We start from the raw sequence: 23,002 nt of genomic DNA, 5'->3' as shown, positions 1-23,002 counted from the left end.
CGCGCTCCCTGCCGATACAGGGTACCGCGGCCGGCCTTTTTCATGCGCAACCGTAGCGCCCGATCACGCCCTGCCGGAGCGACGGTGGCGCAGCTCGCCGTTCAACGCCTTGATGATGGTGTAACACATCAGCAGCATCACGATGGAGAACGGGATCGCCGTGGCCGTCACCCCCGCCTGCAGCGCGGCAAGACCGCCGCCGAGCAGCAGCACGATGGCGACCAGCCCCTCCACCACGGCCCAGAACATCCGCTGCGGCCGGGGCGCATCGATCTTGCCGCCGGCGGTAATGGTATCGATCACCAGCGAGCCGGAATCCGACGAGGTGACGAAGAAGATCAAGGCCAGCACGATGCCGACGGTCGACATCAGCGCGGTCAGCGGCAGCTCGTTGAGCATGCCGAACAGCGACAGCTCGGGGCGGTAGCTGTCGATCACGTACTCCTTGACCAGGCTGGTCTCCGGCGCGGCATAGAGCTGGTCGAGAGCGACGCTGCCGAACACCCCCATCCAGATGAAGATGAACAGGCTGGGAATCAGCAGCACGCAGATCACGAACTCGCGTACCGTGCGCCCGCGCGAGACCCGGGCAATGAACATGCCCACGAACGGCGCCCAGCTCACCCACCAGGCCCAGTAGAAGATCGTCCAGTCCTGACGATAGGCATCGTCCTCACGGCCGAAGGGAGCCGACAGCGGCACGAACTCCGTCACGTAGGTCGCAAGCCCCGTCCAGAAACCGCTCAGCGCCACCAGCGTCGGACCGGCCAGCAGCACGAAGAAGAAGAACAGCACCGCCATGGCCATGTTGAACTCGGAGAGTTTCTTCACGCCGCCCTCCAGCCCCCGCCACACCGACACCAGCGCCACCGCCGTGACCAGCAGGATGATGATCACCTGAGCGGTGGCGCTGACCTCCAGCCCGAAGACGAAATTCATCCCCGCGTTGGCCTGCTGCGCGCCCAGCCCCAGCGAGGTGGCCAGACCAAACAGGGTGGAGAACACCGCCAGGATGTCGATCACATGCCCCCACCAGCCCCACACCCGCTCGCCCAGGATCGGGAAGAAGGCCGAGCGGATGGAGAACGGCAAGCCCTTGTTGTAGGTGAAGATGGCCAGTGCCAACGCCATCACCACATAGACCGCCCAGCCGTGAATGCCCCAGTGCAGGTAGGTGCCGGCCAGGCCCAAGGCCGTCGCCTCGGCGATGGCTGCGGGGTCGAGTTCGCCGTCGGCCCCGAATGGCGAGGCGATGCCCAACGGCAAGGAGATGTTGGCGTGATAGACCGGCTCCAGCACGCCGAAGAACAGCAGGCCGATGCCGATGCCGGCGGAAAACAGCATCGCGAACCAGGAGAGATAGCCGTAATCCGGACGGGCATCGGGACCGCCCAGGCGCACCGAGCCATAGGGGAGCAGGACGAGTGCGATACAGAACAGGATGAAGAAATCCACCACCAGCATGAAGTACCAGTCGAGGGTGCCGGTGGCGAAGCCGACGATGGTCTGGAAGATGGCGCCCGCCCTTTCCGGGAACAGCAGGGTGAGGATGATGAAGACGACGGAGGCGAGCGCCGAGACGGCGAAGACCCGGTTGTGGATGTCGAAGCCGATAGGCCCCAGTCGCCCCTCGATGTTGTCCTGCCCCACGGTGTAATCCGTGTGCATGTCGCTGGTCGATGCTGGATCGCCTGGACTACCCATAACGATATTCTTCCTTTTTATCTAAAATAAATAAGAATTTATTATACACCCTATGAACCCCACCCTCCTGTCACAAGCTCCCGTCAATTGCCCCATGCCCCATTTCATCATCTCGGTAGGAAGCGCAACGGCCATCTATACTGACAGCGCCAGACCAGAACACGGTGCGCCACCGGCCTGAGTGGCGACCGTACGATAGCGGGATATCGACAAATTGCAGGGCCGGCCGAATGGCAATGACTGGGCTGCGCCCAACGGGAGGACCCCACCATGATCAAGAAGCTCTTTGCCGCCATGGTACTGCTAGCCTTTGCGTTACCCGCCTGGGCACACATGTGTCCTGCGCTGATGTCCGAGATCGATGAAGCGCTGCAGGACGAGGAGAAGGTCGCCCAACTGAGCGAGGACGAACTGGAGCGCGTCCACGAGCTGCGCGCCCAGGGCGAGCAGTACCATAACGACGGCGAACATGACCAATCCGTCGATGTCTTGAACGAGGCCAAAGAGATCCTCGGCGTCTGAACCCTGTGCCGGGCGCCTCTTCTCGGCGCCCGACACCTACCGCCACACCACTCCGACGTCGCCTGCAGGCCTACCCCTGCGGTGCGGCGCACTCCAGGATCCACTCCCACAGCGCCCGCTTCGCCTCACCCGGTGCATCCGGGCGCGCATCGACCACGCCATAGCCGCGTGCCGAGCGCAGCCTCATGTCGCTCAGGCCAACCAACATGCCTTTATCCAGCAGATCGTCGACCAGGCCGCTCCAGCCCATGGCGATGCCCTGCCCGGCGATCGCCGCCTGGATCAGCAGCGTGTAGTTGTTGAACGTCAGCTCCGACGACTCGTGATAGGCGATGCCGCCCAGCTGCCGGAAGTAGCTCGGCCAGTCCAGCCAGCGCTGTCCCTGGTCGGCGGTCAGGGTCAACAGCGGCGCTCGGCTGAGCGCCTCGATGCTCTCGATCGGCCCATGCTGCTGCAGAAAACCGGGGCTGCAGACCGGAAAGACATCTTCGTGGAACAGCAGCGGAACGCCGCCGGCGAGCACCCGTTCGTCGCAGAACACGATGGCGACGTCCACCTCCTGGGTGCGCCAGTCGAGCACGCCCTGGTTGGTCACGATACGCACGTCCACGTGCGGATAGCGCTCACGGAAACTCGGCAGTCGCGGCATCAGCCAATACGCGGCGAAGGAGAAGTCCGTCAGGATATTGACGTGAGGGTGGCGATGCTTGTGCTGCAGGCGCTCGATGGTGCGATCGATGCCGGCAAAGCTCTCCTGCACGCTGACGAACAGCGCATGTCCCGCCTCGGTCAACTTCACGCCCCGGTAGATCCGCTCGAACAAGGGCAGACCCAGTTGCTCTTCGAGCGCGCGAACCTGCTGACTGACCGCCGACTGCGTCGAGCGCAGCTCACGTGCTGCCGCAGTGAAACTCAGGTGCCGGGCCGCCGTCTCGAATACCCGCAGGCTGTTGAGCGACGCCGATTTAGCCATCCACGACATTAGCTTACCTAATGCTTTCCATAAAAATTTAGCGAGTTTACAGGGGTTGAGATTAGCAGGGAGACTGTCGCAAAAGCCAGTTACCACACCAGCGTCTACCCCTGAGAGAAGCCCCATGACCGACAAGCGACCCAACATCCTGTTCCTGATGGCCGATCAAATGACGGCCTCGGCGCTGCCCGTCTATGGCCATCCACTGGTCAAGACACCGCATCTGTCACGCCTGGCGGCACAAGGTGTGGTATTCGACTCGGCCTACTGCAACAGCCCGCTCTGCGCCCCCTCGCGCTTCACGCTGATGGCCGGCCAGCTGCCGTCGCGCATCGGCGCCTATGACAATGCCGCCGACTTTGCTGCCGACATCCCCACCTACGCCCACTACCTGCGCGATGCCGGCTACCTCACCGCCCTGTCGGGCAAGATGCACTTCTGCGGCCCCGACCAGCTCCACGGCTTCGAGGAGCGCCTGACCACCGACATCTACCCGGCGGACTTCGGCTGGTTCGTCGACTGGGAAAATTTCGACGAGCGCCCGAGCTACTACCACAACATGTCCTCGGTGACCCAGGCCGGCCCCTGCGTGCGCTCCAACCAGCTCGATTTCGACGACGAGGTGGTCTTCCGCGCCAAGCGTTTCCTCTATGACCATGCCCGCAACAGTGCGGTGGGTGGCGGCGAACGGCGCCCCTTCTGCCTGACCGTGTCGCTGACCCATCCCCACGACCCCTACACTATCCCGCAGGAGTATTGGGACCGTTACGACCACGACGCCATCGACATGCCGCGCGTGTCCTACTCGCGCGAGCTGATGGACCCGCACTCCCGGCGCCTGCGCCACGTCTATCAGCTCGACGAAGAGACCCTCAGCGAGGCGCAGATCCGCAACGCGCGCCACGCCTACTACGGGGCGATCAGCTATGTCGACGACCAGATCGGCGCCGTGCTGAAGGTGATGGAGGAGACCGGACTCGACGACGACACCATCGTCGTCTTCTCCGGCGATCACGGCGACATGCTCGGCGAGCGCGGCCTGTGGTACAAGATGAGCTGGTTCGAGGGCTCGGCCAGGGTGCCGATGATCGTCCACGCCCCGGGCCGCTTCGCCCCGGGTCGGGTGCGTGAGTCGGTTTCCACCATGGACCTGCTGCCGACCTTTGCCGAACTCGCCAATGGCGGCATCGCGCCGGAATACGCCGTAGCCATCGATGGCCGCAGCCTGCTGCCGCACCTGACCGGCAGTGGCGGCCACGACGAAGTGATCGGCGAATACCTCGGCGAAGGCGCCATCGCGCCGCTGCTGATGATACGCCGCGGGCGCTACAAGTTCGTGCACAGCGCGCCGGATCCGGACCAGCTGTTCGACCTCGAGGCCGACCCGCTGGAGCTCCACAACCTGGCGCAGGAACCTGCCTACCTGGACCTGTGCAAGCAGTTCCGCGACGAGGTCACCCGCCGCTGGGACTATGCACGCCTGCACGCTGAAGTGATCGCCAGCCAACGGCGGCGCAAGCTGGTCTCCCGTGCGCTGATGAAGGGCAAGGTCACGCCCTGGGATCACCAGCCGACGTTTGACGCCAGCACCCAGTACATGCGCAACACCATCGATCTGGACGATCTCGAGCGGCGCGCGCGCTTCCCGGCCGCCAGCGTCGAATAGCCATGATGGAAACCGCGACCGACGTTCGCCGGCAGCCGGCGAGACTCGAGCGCTGGCTGCCGTTTCTCGGCTGGCTGCCGCAGCAGACGTCGCGCTCGCTGCGTGCCGATGCCGTCGCCGGCTTGACCGGTGCGGTGCTGGTCGTGCCCCAGGGGGTGGCCTATGCCCTGCTCGCCGGGCTGCCTCCCGAGTACGGTCTGTATACCGCCATCGTCCCGGCGATACTGGCGGCCCTGTTCGGCTCCTCGCGGCAGATGGTCAGCGGGCCGACGGCGGCCCTGTCGATCGCGCTGTTCGCCACCTTGCAGCCCTTCGCCGAGGCGGGTAGCGGCGAATTCATCGCCCTGGTGCTGACCCTGACCTTGCTGGCGGGGGTCTTCCAACTGCTGCTGGGGCTGGCCCGGCTGGGCGTGCTGGTCGATCTCGTCTCGCATTCGGTGGTGACGGGTTTCACTGCCGGGGCGGCGCTGATCATCGCCACCAGCCAGCTCCCCCATGCGCTGGGGCTGGCCCCTCTGGCGAGCGGTGGCTTCATCGACATCTGGCCCCAGCTGTTCGCCAGGCTTGGCGACATCCGCCTCGATGCCGTGCTGATCGCCGCCTTCACGCTCACCCTCTGTCTGGCGTTCCAGCGCTGGCTGCCACGTTGGCCGGGCATGCTGCTGGCGCTGGTGGCGGCGTCGCTGCTGGCCGCCTGGCTGGACCCGACGCACAGCGAGATCCTGCGTATCGCCGAGGTGCCGGCAGGCCTGCCACCGCTCTCGCTGCCCGACGTTTCAGCCGACACCCTGCGCCTGCTGACGCCCGGCGCCATCGCCCTGGGGCTGCTGGGTCTGGTCGAAGCCGCCGCCATCGCGCGGGCCTTCGCCGCACGCTCGGGAGAGCGACTGGACAGCAACCGGGAATTCATCGGCCAGGGGCTCTCCAACATCGGCGGTGCCTTCTTCTCCGCCTACGTCTCGTCGGGTTCGTTCACCCGCTCGGGGCTCAACGCCAGTGCCGGGGCCCGCTCACCGCTGGCTGCCGTGCTGTCCGCGGCGTTCCTGATACCGCTGATGCTGCTTGCCGCCCCTCTGTTGCACCACGTGCCGATGTCGGCCATGGCCGGCTTGCTGCTGCTGGTTGCCGCCAAGCTGATCGACCGGCACAGCATTCGCGAGACCCTGAGGATCAGCCGCTCGGAAACGGCGATCCTGCTGATCACCTTTTTCAGCACCCTGCTGCTGGCGCTGGAGTTCGCCATCTACTTCGGCGTGCTGGCCTCGCTGGCCGTCTACCTGCGCCGGACCACCCGCCCGCCGGTGGTCGCATGCGCGCTGTCCCAAGCCCCTGCGGAGATTCAGCAAGCCCTGGAGGAACCAGGCTGCAGCGTCGTGCGGATCGACGGCTCGCTGTTCTTCGGCGCCTGCGAGTCGGTTGCCCGGCAGCTCGAGTCTCACGACCGGCCGAACTTGGTGGTACTGGCCGCGGGCATCAACTTCATCGACCTGAGCGGCATCCATTTGCTCCAGCGCCAGGCCCGTCGTTGCCGGGCTCGGGGTGGGCGGCTGTACCTGGTCTGGACCAAGCCCGACGTCCTGGCCCGCTTGCAACGAGCCGGGCTCGTCGCTGACGAGGACGATCGGAATCACCACAAGCCAATGGCAATAACAATATGAGGCTTCCCCCCATGACACACCCGCATCCCGACAACGAGTCGGTCAATCGACTCAATCCCGCCGTGTTCCACGGCTCGGTGGCCGGCATCCTACTCTTTCTGATCTATGCCATCGCCTTCACCGACCACGCAACGGCCTTCTTCAACGCCGGGCTGGACTGGATCGGCAACACCTTCGGCTGGTACTACATGCTGGCGGTCGTTGCCTATCTGCTCTTCGTTGTACTGATCGGCTTCTCGCGCTTCGGCAAGATCCGCCTGGGGCCTGACCACTCGCGCCCGGAGTTCTCGCTACTGTCGTGGTCGGCGATGCTGTTCGCCGCCGGCCTGGGCGGCGCCATCCTGTTCTTCGTGGTCTCCGAACCGCTGACCCACTACCTGAATCCGCCCCTCGGCGAAGGCGGTACCGCCGAGGCCCAGCGGCAAGCCATCGTGCAGACCTTCATGCACTGGGGCATCTCGGGCTGGGGGCTCTACGTGCTGATGGGCATGGCACTGGCCTATTTCAGCTACCGCCACCGCCTGCCACTGGCGATCCGCTCGACGCTCTATCCCCTGCTGGGCAAACGCATCTACGGCCCCATTGGCGATGCCGTGGACATCGCCGCGGTGCTGGCCACGGTGTTCGGCATCGCCACCGCACTGGGCATCGGCGTGATGCAGATGAACTACGGGCTGACCTATCTGTTCGGCATACCCGAGGGGCTGCCCGCACAGATCATGCTGATCCTGCTGGTAGTGACCCTGGCCACGCTGTCGGTGGTGAGCGGTGTGAAACGGGGCATCCGCCGGCTGTCCGAGCTCAACCTGCTGCTGGTGGCAGGCCTGGTGCTGTTCGTGCTGCTACAGGGCGATACGCTCCGGCTGCTCAACGCCCTGGTCATGAATACCGGCGACTACCTGGTGGCCCTGACCGGCAAGAGTTTCGACACCTACGCCTATGCCCCCGAAGCGCAGGGCTGGTTCAGCGGCTGGACGGTGTTCTTCTGGGGCTGGTGGATCGCCTGGGCTCCGTTCGTCGGCCTGTTCCTGGCGCGCATCTCACGCGGTCGCACCATTCGCGAGTTCGTCGCCGGCGCCCTGTTCATCCCGCTCATCTTCGTGATGGTCATGATGTCCGTGTTCGGCAACAGCGGCATTGACATGGTCGAACAGGGCCTAGTGGTACTCGGCGACCAGGCCGTGAACCGCCCCCCAGCCACTATCTACACCTTCCTCGAGCAGCTGCCCATGGTCGGCGTCACCGCCACCCTGGTGCTGATATTGAGCATCGTGTTCTTCGTCACTTCGGCCGACTCCGGCGCGCTGGTGCTGTCCAATTTCACCTACGTGCTGCGTGACGTGAACCACGACGCTCCCGCCCGGCTGCGCATCTTCTGGTCGGCGATCATCGGTCTGATCACCCTGGCACTGCTGTTCGCCGGCGGCCTGCGTACCCTGCAGAGCGCGGTGGTGATCGCCGCCCTGCCGTTCTCGGCTATCATCTTCCTGACCATGTTCAGCATGTACCGCTCACTGAAGGTCGAAACCGGCAAGGCCGACGTCCGCCATCAGGTGATCGCCAGCGCGGCCGCCAACAGCGACTGGCGTGAGCGTCTCGACCGCACCCTGGACGGCACGACGCAAAATGGCGCCGAGGCCACGCTGCGCCATGCCATTCGACCGGCGCTACTCGAGCTGGCCGAGGAGCTCACCCGCCGCGGCCAACAGGCCAGCGTTACCGAGCGGCAGGTAGAGGGCACTCTGCTGCTCTGCCCTACCCTGCAGGTCGACTTCGAAGGCGCCCCCAGCTTCATCTATGGGATACGTCCACAGCGCATGCAGCCGCCGAGCTTCCTGCCCGCGGACGACGACTACTACCTGCGCCTCGACGTTCACCTCGCCGAGGGTGGCATGGGCCAGGACCTCAACGGCTATACCCGGCTCCAGGTCGTGCATGACGCACTCAACGAGTATCAGCGCCACTTGCGCTTCCTGGCCCATGCCAGCGCGGAAGGGTATCTGGCCAACATTCCCAGCAGACCAAGCCCGGAGGATACCCAGCCTCAGGCCGAGCCCGCTGGCTAGCCGGCCCGGTTTCCACACGCCATGACGCAATGAGCCCCATCTCGGTGGGGCTCACTGCGTTCGGCTCCGTGCATCGCGTGGGCGTTGGTCACTCGCCGGGCCCGGGGCAGCGCATCACAGTGACCTCGAAGTCCTCGCGGTCCAGGTAGGTCAGCGTCAGCACGTCATCTTCCGCCTCGTCTCCCGCTTCGAGCGACATGCGAATCCGTTCGTCCGTGGCCATGTCATCGGCCGGGCAATCGAGCTGGGCCTCCCAGACGTTGTCTCCCTCTTCCGTGACCTCCATGTCACACGAGGCCTCGCCGCCCTCAATACGTGACGGGCCAAGCGTAATGGCTTGATCCTCCTCGTCTCGCGCGCACAGGGCCGGCTCGGTCGCCCAGCGGCCCGCATAGGCGACGGCGTCCTCGAGGGCGGGATCGTCGCCGGGCGATTCGGCCTGCACGTGGCCAGCGAAGACGATCAGACCCAGTGCGGTACACAGTGCCATCCATCCGTAGTGTCGATGCTCCATGGTTCACCTCGACGTTAGCGTTGTGTGTGTTGGCATGACTCGCCCCTATCAGGGTAGACCAAGCCCAGCGAGCGCCAGCCCGAGGCCTGACAACCGGTTAGCTTCCTCATGATTTGCACCCACGCACCAGACCGATATCATGTGACTTTCGCGAGCCCCGGCACTGCGGGGCCACACCATGTCGAGAGGCACCATGCCGCTGCTCTATTTTCTGCCCCCGCTGAGTGCCGTGCTGATCTGGTCGGGTAACATGACCATCAATCAGCTCACCGTAGGCGCCATCGCCCCCAGCAGCATTGCCTTCCTGCGCTGGTTGTTGGCGCTGCTGGTGCTCACGCCCTTCCTGCTGCCAGCTGCCTGGCGCCACCGCCAGACCATCCGCCGCGAATGGGCCAAGCTCGCCACCCTGGGCCTGCTCGGCATGGGGCTGTGGCAGGGGCTGGCCTACGTGGCCGCCGAAACCACCTCGGCCACCAACATGGGCATCCTGGCCGCCATGGTGCCGCTGCTGACGGTGCTGCTCAGCGCACTGATCCTGCGCGAAGCACCCAGCCTCGGCGGCACCGTCGGCGGGCTCGTCGCCCTGTTCGGCGTGCTGGTGCTGCTCGGTCGCGGCGACCCGCTCTCGCTGCTGGAGCTGGAGGTAGCGCTCGGCGACCTGCTGATGGTGGTCGCGGCGACCTGCTACGCCCTCTACGGTGTGATGCTCAAGCGCTGGCCGCTGGACCTGCCGCCCTGGGTGCTGCTCTACGCTCAGGTGGTGTTCGCCGTGCTGTTCCTGCTGCCCCCCTATCTGATGGGACCGATGACTCCGGTGGATGGCCACAACGTGTGGTTGATCCTGTATGCCGGCATCCCCGCCTCCATCGTCACCACCTATCTGTGGATGCGCGCCATCCGCCAGATCGGCGCCAGCCAGGCCAGCATCTTCATCAATCTGATGCCGCTGTTCAGCGCGCTGATCGCCATGGCCTACCTGGGCGAACGCATCGCCCTGTTCCATCTGGTCGGTGGTGTGCTGGTGCTGGCCGGTGTGCTCATGGCCCAGACCCTGACCCAGCCGCTCGTACGCAGAGCCACGCGCAACATATGACCGTCGATACCACTTCACTCAATCGGGAAAGGAACTTCTTCGCGAACGACCAGACGTTGTGGCTGTTCGGCTACGGCTCTCTGATCTGGAAGGCCGAGTTTCCTTTCCATGAGCGCCGTCCCGCCCATATCGAAGGCTGGGCGCGGCGCTTCTGGCAGGGCTCCCACGATCACCGTGGCACGCCGGGGGCGCCGGGGCGCGTGGCAACGCTGATCGAATCCCCCGGCGCGCTCTGCCAAGGCATGGCCTATCGTATCGACGCCGACGTGCTGGGCCCGCTCGACGTACGCGAGAAGAACGGCTACCTGCGTGAACGGGTGACGCTGCATTTCGCCGAGGGCGACCATGCCGAGGGGCTGATCTATCTTGCCACGGCGGACAACGCCGCCTTTCTCGGCGCCGCACCGCTCGACGAGATGGCTCGCCAGATCGCCGCCGCTCACGGCCCCAGCGGCGCCAACCGCGACTACCTCCTGCACTTGGCCGACGCACTGGAACAGCTCGGCGCCGAGGACCGGCATGTCTTCGGGCTGGCGACTCGGGTAAGAGGCATAAGAGAAGCATAAAAAGTCAAGTTAGGTAACGCGCGGCCGATATTCCTTCAGAGCACCATGATCGAGAACGGTGCCAGCGACGGGGGACCGGCCGTGAAAGAAACCTTGAGTGCGGTAGAGGCAGACCTGAGCAGGCCCTGGTATCGCCTGCGCTTCAGTTCTGCGGTTGAGGCCCGCTTCGAGGCCGATACCGCCACCCGGCGCAGCCGCCACCTGCTGATCGCCGGCATCGTGGCCCTGGTCATCTACAACCTGTACATCTTCAACGACTCTGTCATCAGGCCCGAATCCCTGCTGATCTCCGCCGGGATTCGTTTCGGCCTGATGACGCCTCTGGGCCTTGCAGCCCTCTATGTCATCTACCGTGGGATATCGCCGACTCTGCGCGAAGCGACCATGGCGGCCACCATCGTCATCGCCATGCTGCTCTCCAGTGCGAACTTCTACCTCTCGGACTCGCCCCACTCGTTTCTCGACACTTTCTCGTTCGGCTTGATTCTTCTGGTAGGCAATATCGTTCTCTCACTGCGCTTCGGCTTCGCCCTGGCCTCATCGTTGCTCTGTGCCGTCATCATGACGAGCTTCGTGATTCCTTATGCACATACCGACAATGCCGTAAAGATCAATACATTGGTCGTCTTCACCTCGAGTGCCATCTTCACGCTGCTGGCCAACTACCGACTGGAGGCCAGCGAGCGCCAGGCCTATCTGCTGCTCTTGCGGGAACGGCTCGGCAACGAAGCCACGCTGCAGTCCAATCAGGTCCTGACGAAAATCTCGACCACCGACCCTCTGACTGGCGTGGCCAACCGTCGCCATTTGGATGAGGTAATGACCCAACGCTGGCACGAGGCCATTGCCGAGCGAACGATGCTCGGCATGCTGGTACTCGATATCGACTGCTTCAAGAACTACAACGACCGCTATGGCCATCTCGAGGGTGACGCCTGCCTGCGCCGGGTTGCGCAGGAGATACAGCACCACGTGCGTCACGAGCTCGACCTGGTGGTGCGCTATGGCGGCGAGGAATTCGTGGTGCTGATGCCCAACGCCTCGGCGTCTTCGGCCTTTCAGGCCGCCGAGCGCATTCGTCAGGGCATCGAAGCGCTGGCCATACCCAACGCAGGGGTGTCTCACTCACCAGTAGTCACGATCAGCATCGGTGTTGCCGTGACTCGTCCCAACACGGCCCTTCCACCCTCGCTGCTGCTGTTGCAGGCCGACGAGGCGCTTTACCAAGCCAAGCGCGAGGGGCGCAACCGCTGCGTATTGGCGCAGTTGCAGGAGGGCCAGTCCTCGGCACAGGCGCACCGGGACACTCCCCATGCCACTGGCCTTGCGTCATCCGATGGCGAGACGAAACGGTGACACTACAGGACGTACATGCGTAGCGGCATCCATAGCCCCATGCCGATCATGATCAGGTTTTCGGTCAGCGACACGAAGCCCAGCGGCACCTTGCTGTCGCCGCCCACGCAGGCGCACTTGAGTTCGCGCTTATCGATGTAGACCGCCTTGAACACCGAAACGGCCCCTACCGTACCGATGAACAGCGCGACGGGGGCGGCCAGCCATACCAGGGCGCCGGCCAGCATCAGGATGCCTGCCAGCGTCTCGGCATAGGGGTAGACGTAGCCATAGCGCACCTGACGCTGCGCCAACAGGTCGTAGTTGAGGAACATGGTGCTGAAGCTCTCCACATCCTTGAGCTTCTGCAGCCCCAGCAGGGTCATGGCAATGGCCACGAAGTACTCCGGCATCCTGGCGCTCACCGGCGAGCCTGTCGCAGTCCAGCTCACGGCAAACCCCATCAGCAGCGCCGTGGCGAACAGGGCGATCACCGGCTGGTAGCTGGTTGCGTCATCCCCCGGTGTGGTCAGGCCGAAATGCTCGCGCAGCGCGTCGTAGCCACCGATACGCCGGCCATCGATGAAGGCCTGAGGCGTCGTATCGACCCCATGCTCTTCCTTGAACGCCTCCGTCTCCTCCCGCGTGGTCAGATGATGATCCTCGACCTCGAAACCTTTGCGCTCCAGCAGGTCCTTGCTCTTCAGGCCGAAGGGGCACAGGTGCTCTTCCATGACCATGCGGTATAGCTTGGCCTGCCCCACTGGCTGTCCGTGAGCCATGACATCTCTCCTTGGGTCATGCATTCACCCCAAGGGTAGTCAACCAGATCAATAGCCACGTCTTCGGTCGACGATGCCGACCATCTCGCGGCCTTCGCGATGCCGGGCAATGTTGTCGAGCACCCTCTCGATCGCGCTTTCGGGCTGGGTCATGCTGGCGACATGGGGGGTCAAGAGTATTCTCGGATGGGACCAGACAGGGTGGTCCGAAGGCGGTGGCTCGGGGTCGAATACATCCAGCACGGCTGCCGACAGCTGTCCGCTGTCCAGCGCCGCCAGTAGATCCGCCGTGACCAGATGCGGGCCGCGGCCGACGTTGACCAGCGAGGCACCGTGCGGCAACTGCCCGAACAGCTCGGCGTTGAGGATACCTCGGGTCTCGTCAGTCAGCGGCAGCAGGCAAACCAGCACCTGGCTGGTGGAGAGAAAGCTCGGCAGCTCGTCGTCACCGGCGAAGCACGCCACGCCTTCCTGTTGACGGCGGGTGCGACTCCAGCCCTGGCAGGCAAAACCCAGGCCGGTGAGGTGTTGCGCCACTGCACCGCCTAGTTGCCCCAGGCCGAGGATGCCCACACGGCACTGCGAGGCAGGGCGCACGCGCCAGGCCTGCCAGGTCGACGTGCGCTGCTGATCGATGTAATCGATCAGGTTGCGGTGCAGCGTCAGCACCGCCATGGCCACATACTCCTGCATGGTGGCGACGATGCCCGGCTCCTGCATTCGCACCAACGGCACATGACTCGGAATGCTGTCCAAGTCGAACTGATCGACCCCGGCGCCGAGCGAGAAGATGACCTCGAGATTGGGGAAACGCTCCAAGTCCTCTATCGGCGCCCAGGTCCCCAAGTAGCGTACGTTTTCTTCACTGCCGATATCGGGCCAGACACGAAACGCGATATCCGGCGCACGCTGCTCGAACAGACGCTGCCACTCCCGCCCCCGTTCAGGGTCGGCGTTGTAGATGAAGCTCATCTCGACTCCTCCAAAACCGCGTCAGGCCGGTGAGCGCTGGCGTGCCATCACCATCAGCATTACCAATGCAAATGAGGTGGCGGTCAACAGCGTGCTGATGGCGGCGATGGTCGGGTCTATCTCGTCACGCAGCGCAGTGAACATCCGCACCGTCAGGGTCTGGTTTCGACCGCCGGAAATGAATAGCGCCACCATGGTTTCATCCAGCGCCTGGATGAAGGCGAAGATCGCACCGGTCACCACGCTGGGCATGATCTGCGGCAGCGTCACGGCCATGAAGCTGCGAAAGCGATTCATGCCGAGGCTTCTCGCCACCATCTCCTGCGTTTGATCGAAGCCATGCAGCCCGGCTGTGACCGCCGTGATCACGTAGGGCAGTGCCAGCATCACGTCGGCCATGATCAGGCCCGGGATGGTGTACAACATCCCCGATAGCGCATAGATGAAGAACACGCCCGTAGCGACGATGATGATGGGTACGATCAGCGGCAGCAGCAGTACGATCTTCAGATAGCGCATCAGCCGGTGCGTCGAACAGTTGATGGCGTAGGCCGCCGCGACACCGATCGGAGTGGCAATCAACGCCGTGGCAAACGCCACGATCAAGCTGGTCCTTGCCGCCGCCATCCAGCCGGGATTGCCGAAGAATGCCTCATACCAGCGCAACGAATAGCTGGTTGGCGGAAAGGAGAGGAAGCGACTATCCGAGAACGACATTGGCAGCACGATCAGTACCGGCAGAATCAGAAATACCAGCACCAATGCCACATACCCAATGAAGACGAGCCGACCCAAGGATAATTTAGTCATTTCGCACCGAGTATTTTCTCAAGGGGAACCAGGCGACTGACCACATAGAAGATGATCAGCACACAGATCAGCAGCACCACGCTGACGGCACTGGCCGCCCCCCAGTCGCTATAGAGCTGGATATTGCGACTGACCAGCATCGACGCCATGACGGTGCGCCCGCCGCCGACCAGTTCCGGCGTGATGTAGAAGCCCAGGCAGAGCACGAAGACGAGGGTCATCCCGGCCAGAACGCCACTCAGCGACAAGGGAAAGAACACCCGCATGAAGACATGCAACGGGCTTCCCCCCAGGCTGGAGCCCGCCAGAACGAGATCCTGGGGAATCTTCTGCATGGTGGCATAGAGCGGCAGCACCATGAACGGCAGCAAAATGTGTACGGTGGCGATGATGGTGCCCAGTTCGTTGTGCACCAACGGAAGGGGGGCGTCAGTGATACCGCTGGCCATCAAGGTCTGGTTGACCACCCCCGAGCGCTGCAGCAGGATCAACCAGGCATAGGCCCTGACCAGCACGCTGGTCCAGAACGGCAGAATCACCAGGGCCAGAATCAGCATCGCCCAGCGTTTTGGCAAGATCGATGCGGCATAGGCAATGGGATACCCCATCAGCAAAGCCAGTAGGGTCACGATGACACTGATGCGAAAGGTCAGATAAAAGGTGTTCCAGTAAATGCCTTCGGTGAAGATCCGTCGATAATGCGCCAGGCTGAGTGCACCGTCGGCATAGAAGGATTGGACGATCAGCCAGCTCAAGGGCACGACGAGCAGTGCAAAGACCACCAGCACGGCCGGCGACATCAGCAGCATCATCAAGACATGTTCGCGGCGTCGATGACGCAGCGATGGGTCAATGGCGCTTGCGGCAGCTTGGCGGTCATGAATCGCGGTGGCTTTCAAAGCGCTTCTCCTGGCATGGAAACGACGCAGCCGATGCCGCACACGCCGTATGTGCGGCATCGGCGCTTTCATTGCTGCATGAACTCGAGCCAACGCCGTTCGGCCTGCTCGCCCTCCGAGGAGGACCACCACTCGTAGGACATCAGCACCTGGCGCGCAGCGTTTTCCGGGTAGCTCGGCAGTTCTCGGGCACGCTCATCGGAGATCTTGCCGGTATCGAATGCGGCCGGGTTGCCAGGGCCATAGTCGATATGGAGCGGCAGATTGGCTTGATACTCTGGATCGATAGCGGCATTGACGAACTCGATCGCCGTATCGAGGTTGGGCGCACCCTTGATGATGCACAGGTGCGTATTCTGGAGAATGCCTTCGCTGTAGGTGAAGTCGGCGTTGGCGCCCTCATCCATGATGGCGCTGACGCGTCCGTTCCACATCATCAGCATGTCGACTTCACCGTCGTAGAGCAGCTGGGCTGACTGGCCGCCCGAGGTCCACCAGGTGGCGATGTGCGGTTTTATCTCTGCCAATTTCTCGAAGGCGCGATCGACATCCAGCGGATACAGCTCTTCCGGTGTCACGCCATCGGCCAGCAGCGCCGCCTCGAGCGTGCCCAGGGGATGGTTACGCAGGGCACGGTTGCCGGGGAATTCCTCGACGTTCCAGAAATCCGCCCACGTCTCGGGTGGGTTGCCGTTGAAGGCGTCGGGATTGTAGGCCAGCACGCTGGAGTAGAACTCATAGGCGACGGAGTAAGGGGTCTTGTATTCCTCGGGCATCGACTCCGCATTGGGCACTCGACTGAAATCGAGCGGCTCGATCAACCCCTGGTTGCCGCCACGCACGCAGTTCAACGGCGGCGTGTCGACCACATCCCACACTGCCTGGCCGGTGGTTCCTTGAGTGCGAATCATCGGCCAGGCATCCGGAGCGCTCTCCTGGTGAATGGTGATACCCAGCGCCTCGGCGACGGGGTCCAGGATAGCCACCGTCTGGGCCTCCTGATAGGCGCCACCCTGGGAAACGAAGGTGATCTGTCCTCCCGCCATAGCGTGGGAAATGCCTAGCGTTCCCGCCAGGACCACGCTGGTGCCCATCAACGTCTTCAAGCCATGCGTCTGTTTCATCTTGTTGTCTCCGCTGCTGATGACATTTGCGACCTATGTGCGCTAAAGGAAGCGCTGCATAAATCGGCGAGCGGGATGAAGCACAAGGCGCACGGAGCACAGAAACCGGAACCTATGGGGTATAGGTGAGGATTTCGAGCACCGCGCAACGCAGTGATTCGCCCTCGCAGACATTTATGCATGTGTTTCCTTAGCGCCCGATCGCGTCTAGGAACTGGTACCAGCCAGCTACCAGTCGAACTGCTACTTCTCGTAAGGGGTAAAGGGGTACGGCCTTGAGACGACTCGCTTCCAGAAGCGCCACGTCCGGCGATTCGCCAGCGGCGAAGTCCGCCGCCAGGCCTCCGAGCAGGGTGGACATGGCCACACCGGCGCCGTTGTAACCGGCGGCATAGCTCAGCCGATCGTCGAAGCGGCCTACATGAGGCAATGCATCCATCGTCATAGCGACGTGCCCCGACCAGCGATGGGTAATCGCGACTCCTGCCAGGTCTGGAAACATCGCCACCATCGCCCGCCGCAGGGCAGTGAAAGCCGCCTTCGAATCACGCTTGCCGAAGGCTCCCCGGCCACCGAACATGAAGCGGCCATCTACCTTGCGGAACCAGCGCATCATGCGGCGCGTTTCGCCATAGCTCCTGGCATTGACCAGCAGGCTCTGTTGCAGCGCTGCTGGCAGCACCTCGGTGGCGATGATCGAGCTGCGAAACGGCACCAGCCGCGACCTGATCATGGCGCTCGCCGGGGTGAGATCGGAGTAGGCATTGGTCGCCATGATGACCTGACGCGCGCGTATTTCGCCTTGCGCCGTCACGACTCGAACCCCATCCGCCTCACGCCGAATGCCGGTTACCGGCGTGAGCTCGAAGACAATCGTCCCGTGGCGCTGGGTCAGGCCCCGGGCCAGGCCGCGCACGTAGTTCAAGGGGTGCAGGGTACCGACGCCATGGCTCAAGACGCCGCCCGTGAACGCACGAGACCCCGTCTCCTCCGCCACCTCGCCGGCCGACAGCAGGCGCAGCGAGTCATCACCCAGCTCACGTCGCATCCATTGCGCCTCTTCGGTGAGGTAGCCGAAGGCCCGCTCGGTATGCGCACAACGCAGGTTGCCGCAGCGGATGAAGCGGGCGTCCGCCAAGCCGTACTCCTCGACCAGAGACGCCACCTCATCCACCGATCGCAGCGCGAGCCGATGCATGCGCCGCGCCACCTCGATGCCGTGTCGCTGGGCGATGACGGGAAACGCCAGGCGGAACTTGGCCGATACCACGCCGCCATTGCGACCGCTGGCTCCCCAGCCGATCGGGTTGGCGTCCACAACCAGTGGAGCCATGCCGCGCTGTGCCAGGCGGTGGGCCGCCGCCAGACCGGTGTAGCCGCCGCCGATGATGACCACATCGGCCTGAGCGTCGCCCCGCAGGCACGGCAAGTCGAACGCCTGATCCGACGTATCGCGCCACAGCGAGGCAATACCGGCATCCGGCCGCGGCCCACTCATGTCACACGCCCTCCACCGCGTCGGCCAGCTCCTTGAGCGTGGCGAAGTGGAAGTCCGGCCGGGTCACCTGCTTGGGCTCGGGGGTGCCGCCAAAGCCCGGCTGACCCTGGCGACGCTCGATCCAGCAGGTGGTGTAACCAAGCTCGCTGGCTACGCCGATATCGTGGTATTGGCTCTGGGCGACGTGCAGTATTTCCGAGAACTTGTAGCCATGGGCCGCCTGGCGCCCCCGGTTGTAGGCAAAGAATTGAGGGTTGGGCTTGGCGACGCGGGTTTCGTCGCAGGTGACGCTGTCGTCGAACGGATCGTCGAGGGTATGGGAGTAGCAAGAGAAAGCGGTGCGATCGGCATTGGTCATGGCCACCAGCCGGTAGTGCTTGCGCAGACGCTTGAGCGCCGCCACCGAGTCCTCGAATGCCGGCCAGCGAAACACCGCCATCTGGAAGGCTTCCGCGGTGGCCGGATCGGCAGGCAGTTTCAGCTCTTCGGCCAGAGAGCGGTAGACATCTGCCATGGCGCTGCTCGAGCGCCCCGGAAAGCGGTCACGCCCCCGCTTGTAAGCCTCGAAGATAGCGGTGTCGCTCAAGTCGAGCGTCGCGTCTCCACCAAGCCGACGCACCGCCTCCAGCACCCCCGTTTCGAAATCGATCAGCGTGCCCACGACATCGAAAGTCAGAACTTTGAAGTTGGAAAGTTCCATGATCGTCAATGACTCCTGTTTCTTGTGCTTCGAGGTAACGTCAGGCGACTTGTGCCGCCGGGTGTCGACATCCGGTACGGGGCACGACGATGGTGTCCTCCGGATGCAGGACCACTGTCAGGCTTTCGCCGATCGGTGGAATCTTCTTCTGGCCCAGGTGATGGCTGGGTTGGCGCAGGCTGATGGCGGTACCATCGTCCATTTCGAGAAACAGCCGCAGGCTGTCGCCCTGATACACGACTTCGCGCACGCGGCACTGCAGGCGATTGACGTCGGCCTCATGACGCCCGTCATCGATCAGCAATTTCTCGGTCTGAATGGCGAGCAGCAGCTCTGAATGGGCGGGAAGCGGCTTTGCCGAGTGCAGCGTATGCTTGCCGAGCCTGACGCTATGGGTGTCGACACGGGTCACCGGCAGCAAGGTCGAGTCGCCGATGAAGCTTGCCACGAAGGAATCCTTGGGGTCGTTGTGCAGCGTTTCGGGAGAGCCGATCTGCACCAACTTGCCGTCCTTGAGGATCGCCACTCTATCGCTCATGGTCAGCGCCTCGCGCTGGTCATGGGTCACATAGACGATGGTGGCGCCGAGCTTGCGGTGCAGTTGACGCAGTTCGATCTGCATCGTCTCGCGTAGCTGCTTGTCCAGCGCCGACAGCGGCTCATCCATCAGGATCAGGCGTGGCTCGAAGACCATGGCGCGCGCCAGGGCCACCCGCTGGCGTTGCCCGCCCGAAAGCTGCGAGATGCCACGCTCCTGGTAGCCATCGAGTTCCACCATCGCCAAAGCTTCACGCACCCGCTCCGGCCAGGTGGACTTGGGCAGCCGTCGGGCACGCAGGGGGAAGGCCACGTTCTCGCCAACCGTCATGTGCGGGAACAGCGCATAGCTCTGGAAGACCACGCCGATATTGCGCTTGTGAGGTGGCATGTAGGTCATGTCCTGGTCGCCGACCCACACCGAGCCGGACGAGGGCAACACGAAACCGCCGAGGGCACCAAGCAGTGTGGTCTTGCCTGATCCCGAAGGGCCCAGGAGCGACACGAACTCACCCGGCTCAATATCTAAGGTTATGTCGTCGAGGGCAGTCGTTCCGCCGTAGCGCTTACTGACCGAGCGGATAGAGACGCCGACACTGTCTCGTTTTTTCATGGAAAATCCCGCTTTTATTATTGTGTAAACAACTATTGGAATTGAGTACAGCAGATCGAAAGATGAGCGGCAATTGCGAAATTCTTTGGCTTGCCATAACCTGAAGTCATGCCAACCTTACGCCGCCAATTACCCAGCGCCAACGCCCTGTTCGTCTTCGAGTCGGCCGCACGCTGCGGCAATTTCACCAAGGCGGCCGCCGAACTGGGAGTCACCCAGCCGGCGGTCAGCCGCATGCTGTCGCTACTGGAAGATCATTTGGAGGTGCAGCTCTTCCTGCGCACGCCAAACGGCACCGTACTGACCGAGAATGGCCAGATCCTGTATCGGGGGATCAGCGAGGGTTTTCAGAGCATCGAAAAAGCGATCCAGGAGATCAGAGCCCGCAGCACCGGGCTCGAGACGGTCACACTGTCGGTGTCGACCGCCTTCACCACCCACTGGCTGATGCCACGCATGCACGAACTCCAGGCCGAGTTCCCCTCCCTCGATCTGCGCTTCCAACTGATCTCCGGCTCGGTGAGCGGCTCGGTGGAGGATGTCGATCTGGGCGTGAGGTTCGTCAGCGGGGAGGACGTCCATCACCAGGCCGCACTGATCATGCCCGAGATCCTGGTGCCCGTCTGCAGCCCTGCCTATCGCGAGCAGCATGTCAGCGACAAACCCCATGACTCAGGGGTGACGCTCATCAGCCTGAGCGACAGTCGCATCGACTGGTTCGAACTGTTCCCATGCTTTCAGAACGAAGCGTCGGGCACTGCTCACTCTCTGATTTTCTCGGATTATGCTGTCGTTCTGCAGGCCGCCCTGCTCGGCCAAGGCATTGCCGTGGGCTGGATGAACATCGTCTCGCACTGGCTGGACACTGGCGCCCTGGTGCCGGCCACCGTCAAGCCAATCGCTATCGCGACCGAACGCCTCTGCCATCTCATCCACTCACGCAAGAAGCCTCTGAGCCAGGCCGCCGCCGAGGTACGCGACTGGATCATCGATGAAACCCGCAAGGACGTCGCCAAGGTGGCCAAGCGTTATCCGGAGCTTGAGCTGGATGCGCTCACCCGGCGCTGACCGTCGTGTTCCCAGGCGTGGTTCCGCGACTGCGACTGCCCCCCTACCGAATCCCCGCCCTGAGGAACGACTGCACGAACTGGCGCTGGAACAGCAGGAAGGCGACCAGCAGCGGGGCGATGCTGAGCAGCGTGGCGGCGCTGACGGTGGCCCAGTTGACACCGGTTTCCGGCGCCGAGAAGATGCCGAGCCCCACGGTGAGCGGGCGGCTCTCCACCGAGTTGGTGACCACCAGCGGCCACAGGAAGTTGTTCCAGTGATGGCTGATCGAGACCAGGCCGTAGGCCAGGTAGGTGGGCTTGGCCAGGGGCACGTAGACCTTGAGCAGGATCGCCATCCAGCCGCAGCCCTCCACCCGGGCCGCCTCCTCGAGCTCCCTGGGAATGGTCTTGAAGGTCTGTCGCAGCAGGAAGATGCCGAAGGCGCTGGCCACGTAAGGCAGGCCGATGCCGGTGATGGTGTCGACCAGCCCCAGTCCACTGGCGATACGGTAGTTCTCGACGATCAGCACCTCGGGGAAGACGAACAGCTGGATCAGCACCAGCATGAACAGCACGTCGCGCCCGGGAATGGGAAAGCGGGCGAAGGCGAAGGCCGCCAGGGTGCAGACCACGAACTGCGCCAGGACCACCCCGGTGACCAGCAGGAAGGTGTTGAGGTAGTAGCGGGCGAACGGCGCCTGGGCCCAGGCGTTGGCGAAGTTGTCCAGCGTGATCGGAGCGAACAGGTCGAAGCGCACCATGTAGGCCGGCGGATGGAAGGCGGCCCAGATCGCGTAGAGCAGCGGAAAGATCCAGATGATCGCCAGCAGCCAGGCGGCCGTGGTCTCGAGACTCGGCACGCGCAGGGCGAAGCGGCTGGCGGCGGGGCTGATGGCTCGGTTCATTGCGCGGTTCATTGATAGTGCGTCCTGCGGTCGATCACGGTGAACTTGAGCGTGGCCACCACCGCCAGCACCAGCAGGATCACCACGGTGATGGTGGCGGCATAGGTGCGGTCGAAGAACGAGAAGGCATTCTCGTAGACGTAGTAGAGCAGCAGGTTGGTGGCGTTGTTGGGCCCGCCCTTGGTCAGGATGAACAGGTGATCGACCACCCGCACGGCGTTGATCAGGGCATTGATCAGCACGAACAGCGTGGTCGGCATCAAGAGTGGGAAGGTCACCCGCCAGAAGAAGCTCCAGCGGCTGGTGCCCTCCAGGTCCGAGGCCTCCTTCAGCTCCGGCGGGATGCTCTGCAGCGCCGCCAGGTAGAAGATCATGAAGAAGCCGGCCTCCTTCCATACCGTCATCACGATCACCGAGGTCAGCGCCACGCTGGGGTCGCCCAGCCAGTTGACCCCGGAGAGCCCCAACGCGCCGAGCAGCTTGTTGAACAGGCCGATCTGCGGTGCGTAGAAGAACATCCAGATGTTGGCCGCGGCGATCATCGGCAGGATGGTCGGGGTGAAATAGGCCATGCGCACGAAGCCGCGCCCCGGCAGGCGGGCGTTGACGAACAGCGCCATGCCCAGCGCCAGGGCGATGGAGGTGGGAATGGTGCCGAAGGCATAGATCAGGTTGTTGCGCGCCACCCGCCAGAAGGTGCGATCCTCCACCAGCATGGCGTAGTTCTCCAACCCGACGAACTCCGGCGGCGCGCCGCGAAAGCCGGGCAGGAAGAAGCTGTTGATCAGCGTCGCCACGGTGGGCAGGTAGGCGAAGGTGCCGAGCAGCACCGCCGCCGGCAGCAGCAACAGCGCACCGTAGATCTGCATGCGTCGGTCGGCGTTGTGGATCAGCATGGCCCTTAACTCGTCTCGGGGCTGTCCGGGGGCAAAGCCTACGAGGAGGCGCTGTAAATCCTTCCCTGGACGCTACATTCGACATCCCTGTCGAATGACCTCCTCTTCGACCTTGCCCCC

The 23,002-nt window shown here is 63.6% G+C and carries 21 protein-coding genes; 8 read left to right on the top strand and 13 right to left on the bottom strand.

What is annotated here, in order from left to right:
• Window positions 1-63: 63 nt before the first annotated feature.
• Complete coding sequence (locus tag HOP59_RS14850) at window positions 64-1,668, bottom strand: BCCT family transporter (protein ID WP_234254477.1); 1,605 nt, start codon at window positions 1,666-1,668, stop codon at window positions 64-66.
• 306 nt (window positions 1,669-1,974) lie between these two features.
• On the opposite strand from HOP59_RS14850, the gene HOP59_RS14845 reads away from it, so the two are divergent.
• On the top strand, window positions 1,975-2,226 hold the full coding sequence (locus HOP59_RS14845; RefSeq protein ID WP_010626947.1) for a hypothetical protein: 252 nt from the start codon (window positions 1,975-1,977) through the stop codon (window positions 2,224-2,226).
• Between the two features lie 70 nt (window positions 2,227-2,296).
• Here the strand turns inward: HOP59_RS14845 and HOP59_RS14840 are convergent, their stop codons facing one another.
• Window positions 2,297-3,208 (bottom strand): choline sulfate utilization transcriptional regulator, encoded by a 912-nt coding sequence (locus tag HOP59_RS14840; RefSeq protein WP_234254476.1) that lies wholly within the window; start codon window positions 3,206-3,208, stop codon window positions 2,297-2,299.
• A gap of 115 nt (window positions 3,209-3,323) precedes the next feature.
• On the opposite strand from HOP59_RS14840, the gene betC reads away from it, so the two are divergent.
• The 3 genes from betC to betT are packed head-to-tail and all read left to right on the top strand — an operon-like array spanning window position 3,324 to window position 8,589.
• Window positions 3,324-4,865, top strand: a complete 1,542-nt coding sequence (gene betC, locus HOP59_RS14835; protein WP_234254475.1) for a choline-sulfatase — start codon at window positions 3,324-3,326, stop codon at window positions 4,863-4,865.
• A gap of 2 nt (window positions 4,866-4,867) precedes the next feature.
• Entirely contained in the window at window positions 4,868-6,523 is a 1,656-nt protein-coding gene (locus HOP59_RS14830; protein ID WP_234254474.1) for a SulP family inorganic anion transporter, read from the top strand.
• A gap of 11 nt (window positions 6,524-6,534) precedes the next feature.
• A complete protein-coding gene (gene betT, locus HOP59_RS14825; protein WP_234254473.1) occupies window positions 6,535-8,589 on the top strand; it encodes a choline BCCT transporter BetT in 2,055 nt (684 codons plus the stop codon).
• Between the two features lie 88 nt (window positions 8,590-8,677).
• On the opposite strand, the gene HOP59_RS14820 is transcribed toward betT, so the two are convergent.
• On the bottom strand, window positions 8,678-9,103 hold the full coding sequence (locus HOP59_RS14820; RefSeq protein ID WP_234254472.1) for a hypothetical protein: 426 nt from the start codon (window positions 9,101-9,103) through the stop codon (window positions 8,678-8,680).
• 193 nt (window positions 9,104-9,296) lie between these two features.
• Between HOP59_RS14820 and HOP59_RS14815 the strand changes: the two genes are divergently transcribed.
• The 3 genes from HOP59_RS14815 to HOP59_RS14805 all read left to right on the top strand — a co-directional run bounded on the left by HOP59_RS14815 (window position 9,297) and on the right by HOP59_RS14805 (window position 12,118).
• Window positions 9,297-10,196: a DMT family transporter gene (locus tag HOP59_RS14815; protein ID WP_234254522.1), complete on the top strand. Its 900-nt coding sequence runs from the start codon at window positions 9,297-9,299 to the stop codon at window positions 10,194-10,196.
• Window positions 10,193-10,762 (top strand): gamma-glutamylcyclotransferase, encoded by a 570-nt coding sequence (locus HOP59_RS14810; protein WP_010626940.1) that lies wholly within the window; start codon window positions 10,193-10,195, stop codon window positions 10,760-10,762. The genes HOP59_RS14815 and HOP59_RS14810 overlap by 4 nt, the downstream gene beginning before the upstream one ends.
• Before the next feature lie 81 nt (window positions 10,763-10,843).
• Entirely contained in the window at window positions 10,844-12,118 is a 1,275-nt protein-coding gene (locus HOP59_RS14805) for a GGDEF domain-containing protein (protein WP_234254471.1), read from the top strand.
• Between the two features lie 2 nt (window positions 12,119-12,120).
• On the opposite strand, the gene HOP59_RS14800 is transcribed toward HOP59_RS14805, so the two are convergent.
• The 8 genes from HOP59_RS14800 to HOP59_RS14765 all read right to left on the bottom strand — a co-directional run bounded on the left by HOP59_RS14800 (window position 12,121) and on the right by HOP59_RS14765 (window position 20,032).
• Window positions 12,121-12,879, bottom strand: a complete 759-nt coding sequence (locus HOP59_RS14800) for a glutaredoxin family protein (protein ID WP_234254470.1) — start codon at window positions 12,877-12,879, stop codon at window positions 12,121-12,123.
• 48 nt (window positions 12,880-12,927) lie between these two features.
• The gene (locus HOP59_RS14795) at window positions 12,928-13,851 is read right to left on the bottom strand and encodes a 2-hydroxyacid dehydrogenase (RefSeq protein ID WP_234254469.1); all 924 of its coding nucleotides are present in this window, start codon (window positions 13,849-13,851) and stop codon (window positions 12,928-12,930) included.
• 21 nt (window positions 13,852-13,872) lie between these two features.
• Window positions 13,873-14,661, bottom strand: coding sequence for an ABC transporter permease (locus tag HOP59_RS14790; protein WP_026037936.1), 789 nt, complete (start codon window positions 14,659-14,661; stop codon window positions 13,873-13,875).
• The gene (locus HOP59_RS14785) at window positions 14,658-15,560 is read right to left on the bottom strand and encodes an ABC transporter permease (RefSeq protein WP_010626928.1); all 903 of its coding nucleotides are present in this window, start codon (window positions 15,558-15,560) and stop codon (window positions 14,658-14,660) included. The genes HOP59_RS14790 and HOP59_RS14785 overlap by 4 nt, the downstream gene beginning before the upstream one ends.
• Before the next feature lie 68 nt (window positions 15,561-15,628).
• Window positions 15,629-16,684, bottom strand: a complete 1,056-nt coding sequence (locus tag HOP59_RS14780; protein ID WP_234254468.1) for an ABC transporter substrate-binding protein — start codon at window positions 16,682-16,684, stop codon at window positions 15,629-15,631.
• 190 nt (window positions 16,685-16,874) lie between these two features.
• Window positions 16,875-18,182 carry an NAD(P)/FAD-dependent oxidoreductase gene (locus HOP59_RS14775; RefSeq protein WP_010626926.1) on the bottom strand — a complete coding sequence of 436 codons (1,308 nt, stop codon included), beginning with the start codon at window positions 18,180-18,182 and terminating at the stop codon, window positions 16,875-16,877.
• Window position 18,183: 1 nt separating this feature from the next.
• Entirely contained in the window at window positions 18,184-18,882 is a 699-nt protein-coding gene (locus HOP59_RS14770; RefSeq protein ID WP_234254467.1) for an HAD-IA family hydrolase, read from the bottom strand.
• A gap of 40 nt (window positions 18,883-18,922) precedes the next feature.
• Window positions 18,923-20,032 (bottom strand): ABC transporter ATP-binding protein, encoded by a 1,110-nt coding sequence (locus HOP59_RS14765; RefSeq protein ID WP_035590285.1) that lies wholly within the window; start codon window positions 20,030-20,032, stop codon window positions 18,923-18,925.
• A gap of 108 nt (window positions 20,033-20,140) precedes the next feature.
• On the opposite strand from HOP59_RS14765, the gene HOP59_RS14760 reads away from it, so the two are divergent.
• Window positions 20,141-21,100: a LysR family transcriptional regulator gene (locus HOP59_RS14760; protein WP_234254466.1), complete on the top strand. Its 960-nt coding sequence runs from the start codon at window positions 20,141-20,143 to the stop codon at window positions 21,098-21,100.
• 43 nt (window positions 21,101-21,143) lie between these two features.
• Here HOP59_RS14760 and HOP59_RS14755 read toward each other — a convergent pair whose 3' ends face one another.
• Both HOP59_RS14755 and HOP59_RS14750 read right to left on the bottom strand, forming a co-directional pair.
• Complete coding sequence (locus HOP59_RS14755; RefSeq protein ID WP_086511768.1) at window positions 21,144-21,986, bottom strand: carbohydrate ABC transporter permease; 843 nt, start codon at window positions 21,984-21,986, stop codon at window positions 21,144-21,146.
• 8 nt (window positions 21,987-21,994) lie between these two features.
• On the bottom strand, window positions 21,995-22,882 hold the full coding sequence (locus HOP59_RS14750; RefSeq protein WP_010626921.1) for a carbohydrate ABC transporter permease: 888 nt from the start codon (window positions 22,880-22,882) through the stop codon (window positions 21,995-21,997).
• Between the last annotated feature and the right edge of the window lie 120 nt (window positions 22,883-23,002).

It is taken from the genome of Billgrantia aerodenitrificans (genome assembly GCF_021404405.1).
GTDB lineage: Bacteria > Pseudomonadota > Gammaproteobacteria > Pseudomonadales > Halomonadaceae > Halomonas > Halomonas aerodenitrificans.
This window is presented reverse-complemented; position numbering and strand designations above follow the sequence as displayed.

Bases quoted from the DNA above. Each gene is read 5' to 3' on its own strand.
- HOP59_RS14850 (WP_234254477.1), bottom strand. From the start codon at position 1,668: ATGCACACGGATTACACCGTGGGGCAGGACAACATCGAGGGGCGACTG.
- HOP59_RS14845 (WP_010626947.1), top strand. From the start codon at position 1,975: ATGATCAAGAAGCTCTTTGCCGCCATGGTACTGCTAGCCTTTGCGTTA.
- HOP59_RS14840 (WP_234254476.1), bottom strand. From the start codon at position 3,208: ATGTCGTGGATGGCTAAATCGGCGTCGCTCAACAGCCTGCGGGTATTC.
- betC (WP_234254475.1), top strand. From the start codon at position 3,324: ATGACCGACAAGCGACCCAACATCCTGTTCCTGATGGCCGATCAAATG.
- HOP59_RS14830 (WP_234254474.1), top strand. From the start codon at position 4,868: ATGATGGAAACCGCGACCGACGTTCGCCGGCAGCCGGCGAGACTCGAG.
- betT (WP_234254473.1), top strand. From the start codon at position 6,535: ATGACACACCCGCATCCCGACAACGAGTCGGTCAATCGACTCAATCCC.
- HOP59_RS14820 (WP_234254472.1), bottom strand. From the start codon at position 9,103: ATGGAGCATCGACACTACGGATGGATGGCACTGTGTACCGCACTGGGT.
- HOP59_RS14815 (WP_234254522.1), top strand. From the start codon at position 9,297: ATGCCGCTGCTCTATTTTCTGCCCCCGCTGAGTGCCGTGCTGATCTGG.
- HOP59_RS14810 (WP_010626940.1), top strand. From the start codon at position 10,193: ATGACCGTCGATACCACTTCACTCAATCGGGAAAGGAACTTCTTCGCG.
- HOP59_RS14800 (WP_234254470.1), bottom strand. From the start codon at position 12,879: ATGGCTCACGGACAGCCAGTGGGGCAGGCCAAGCTATACCGCATGGTC.
- HOP59_RS14795 (WP_234254469.1), bottom strand. From the start codon at position 13,851: ATGAGCTTCATCTACAACGCCGACCCTGAACGGGGGCGGGAGTGGCAG.
- HOP59_RS14790 (WP_026037936.1), bottom strand. From the start codon at position 14,661: ATGACTAAATTATCCTTGGGTCGGCTCGTCTTCATTGGGTATGTGGCA.
- HOP59_RS14780 (WP_234254468.1), bottom strand. From the start codon at position 16,684: ATGAAACAGACGCATGGCTTGAAGACGTTGATGGGCACCAGCGTGGTC.
- HOP59_RS14775 (WP_010626926.1), bottom strand. From the start codon at position 18,182: ATGAGTGGGCCGCGGCCGGATGCCGGTATTGCCTCGCTGTGGCGCGAT.
- HOP59_RS14770 (WP_234254467.1), bottom strand. From the start codon at position 18,882: ATGGAACTTTCCAACTTCAAAGTTCTGACTTTCGATGTCGTGGGCACG.
- HOP59_RS14765 (WP_035590285.1), bottom strand. From the start codon at position 20,032: ATGAAAAAACGAGACAGTGTCGGCGTCTCTATCCGCTCGGTCAGTAAG.
- HOP59_RS14760 (WP_234254466.1), top strand. From the start codon at position 20,141: ATGCCAACCTTACGCCGCCAATTACCCAGCGCCAACGCCCTGTTCGTC.
- HOP59_RS14755 (WP_086511768.1), bottom strand. From the start codon at position 21,986: ATGAACCGAGCCATCAGCCCCGCCGCCAGCCGCTTCGCCCTGCGCGTG.
- HOP59_RS14750 (WP_010626921.1), bottom strand. From the start codon at position 22,882: ATGCTGATCCACAACGCCGACCGACGCATGCAGATCTACGGTGCGCTG.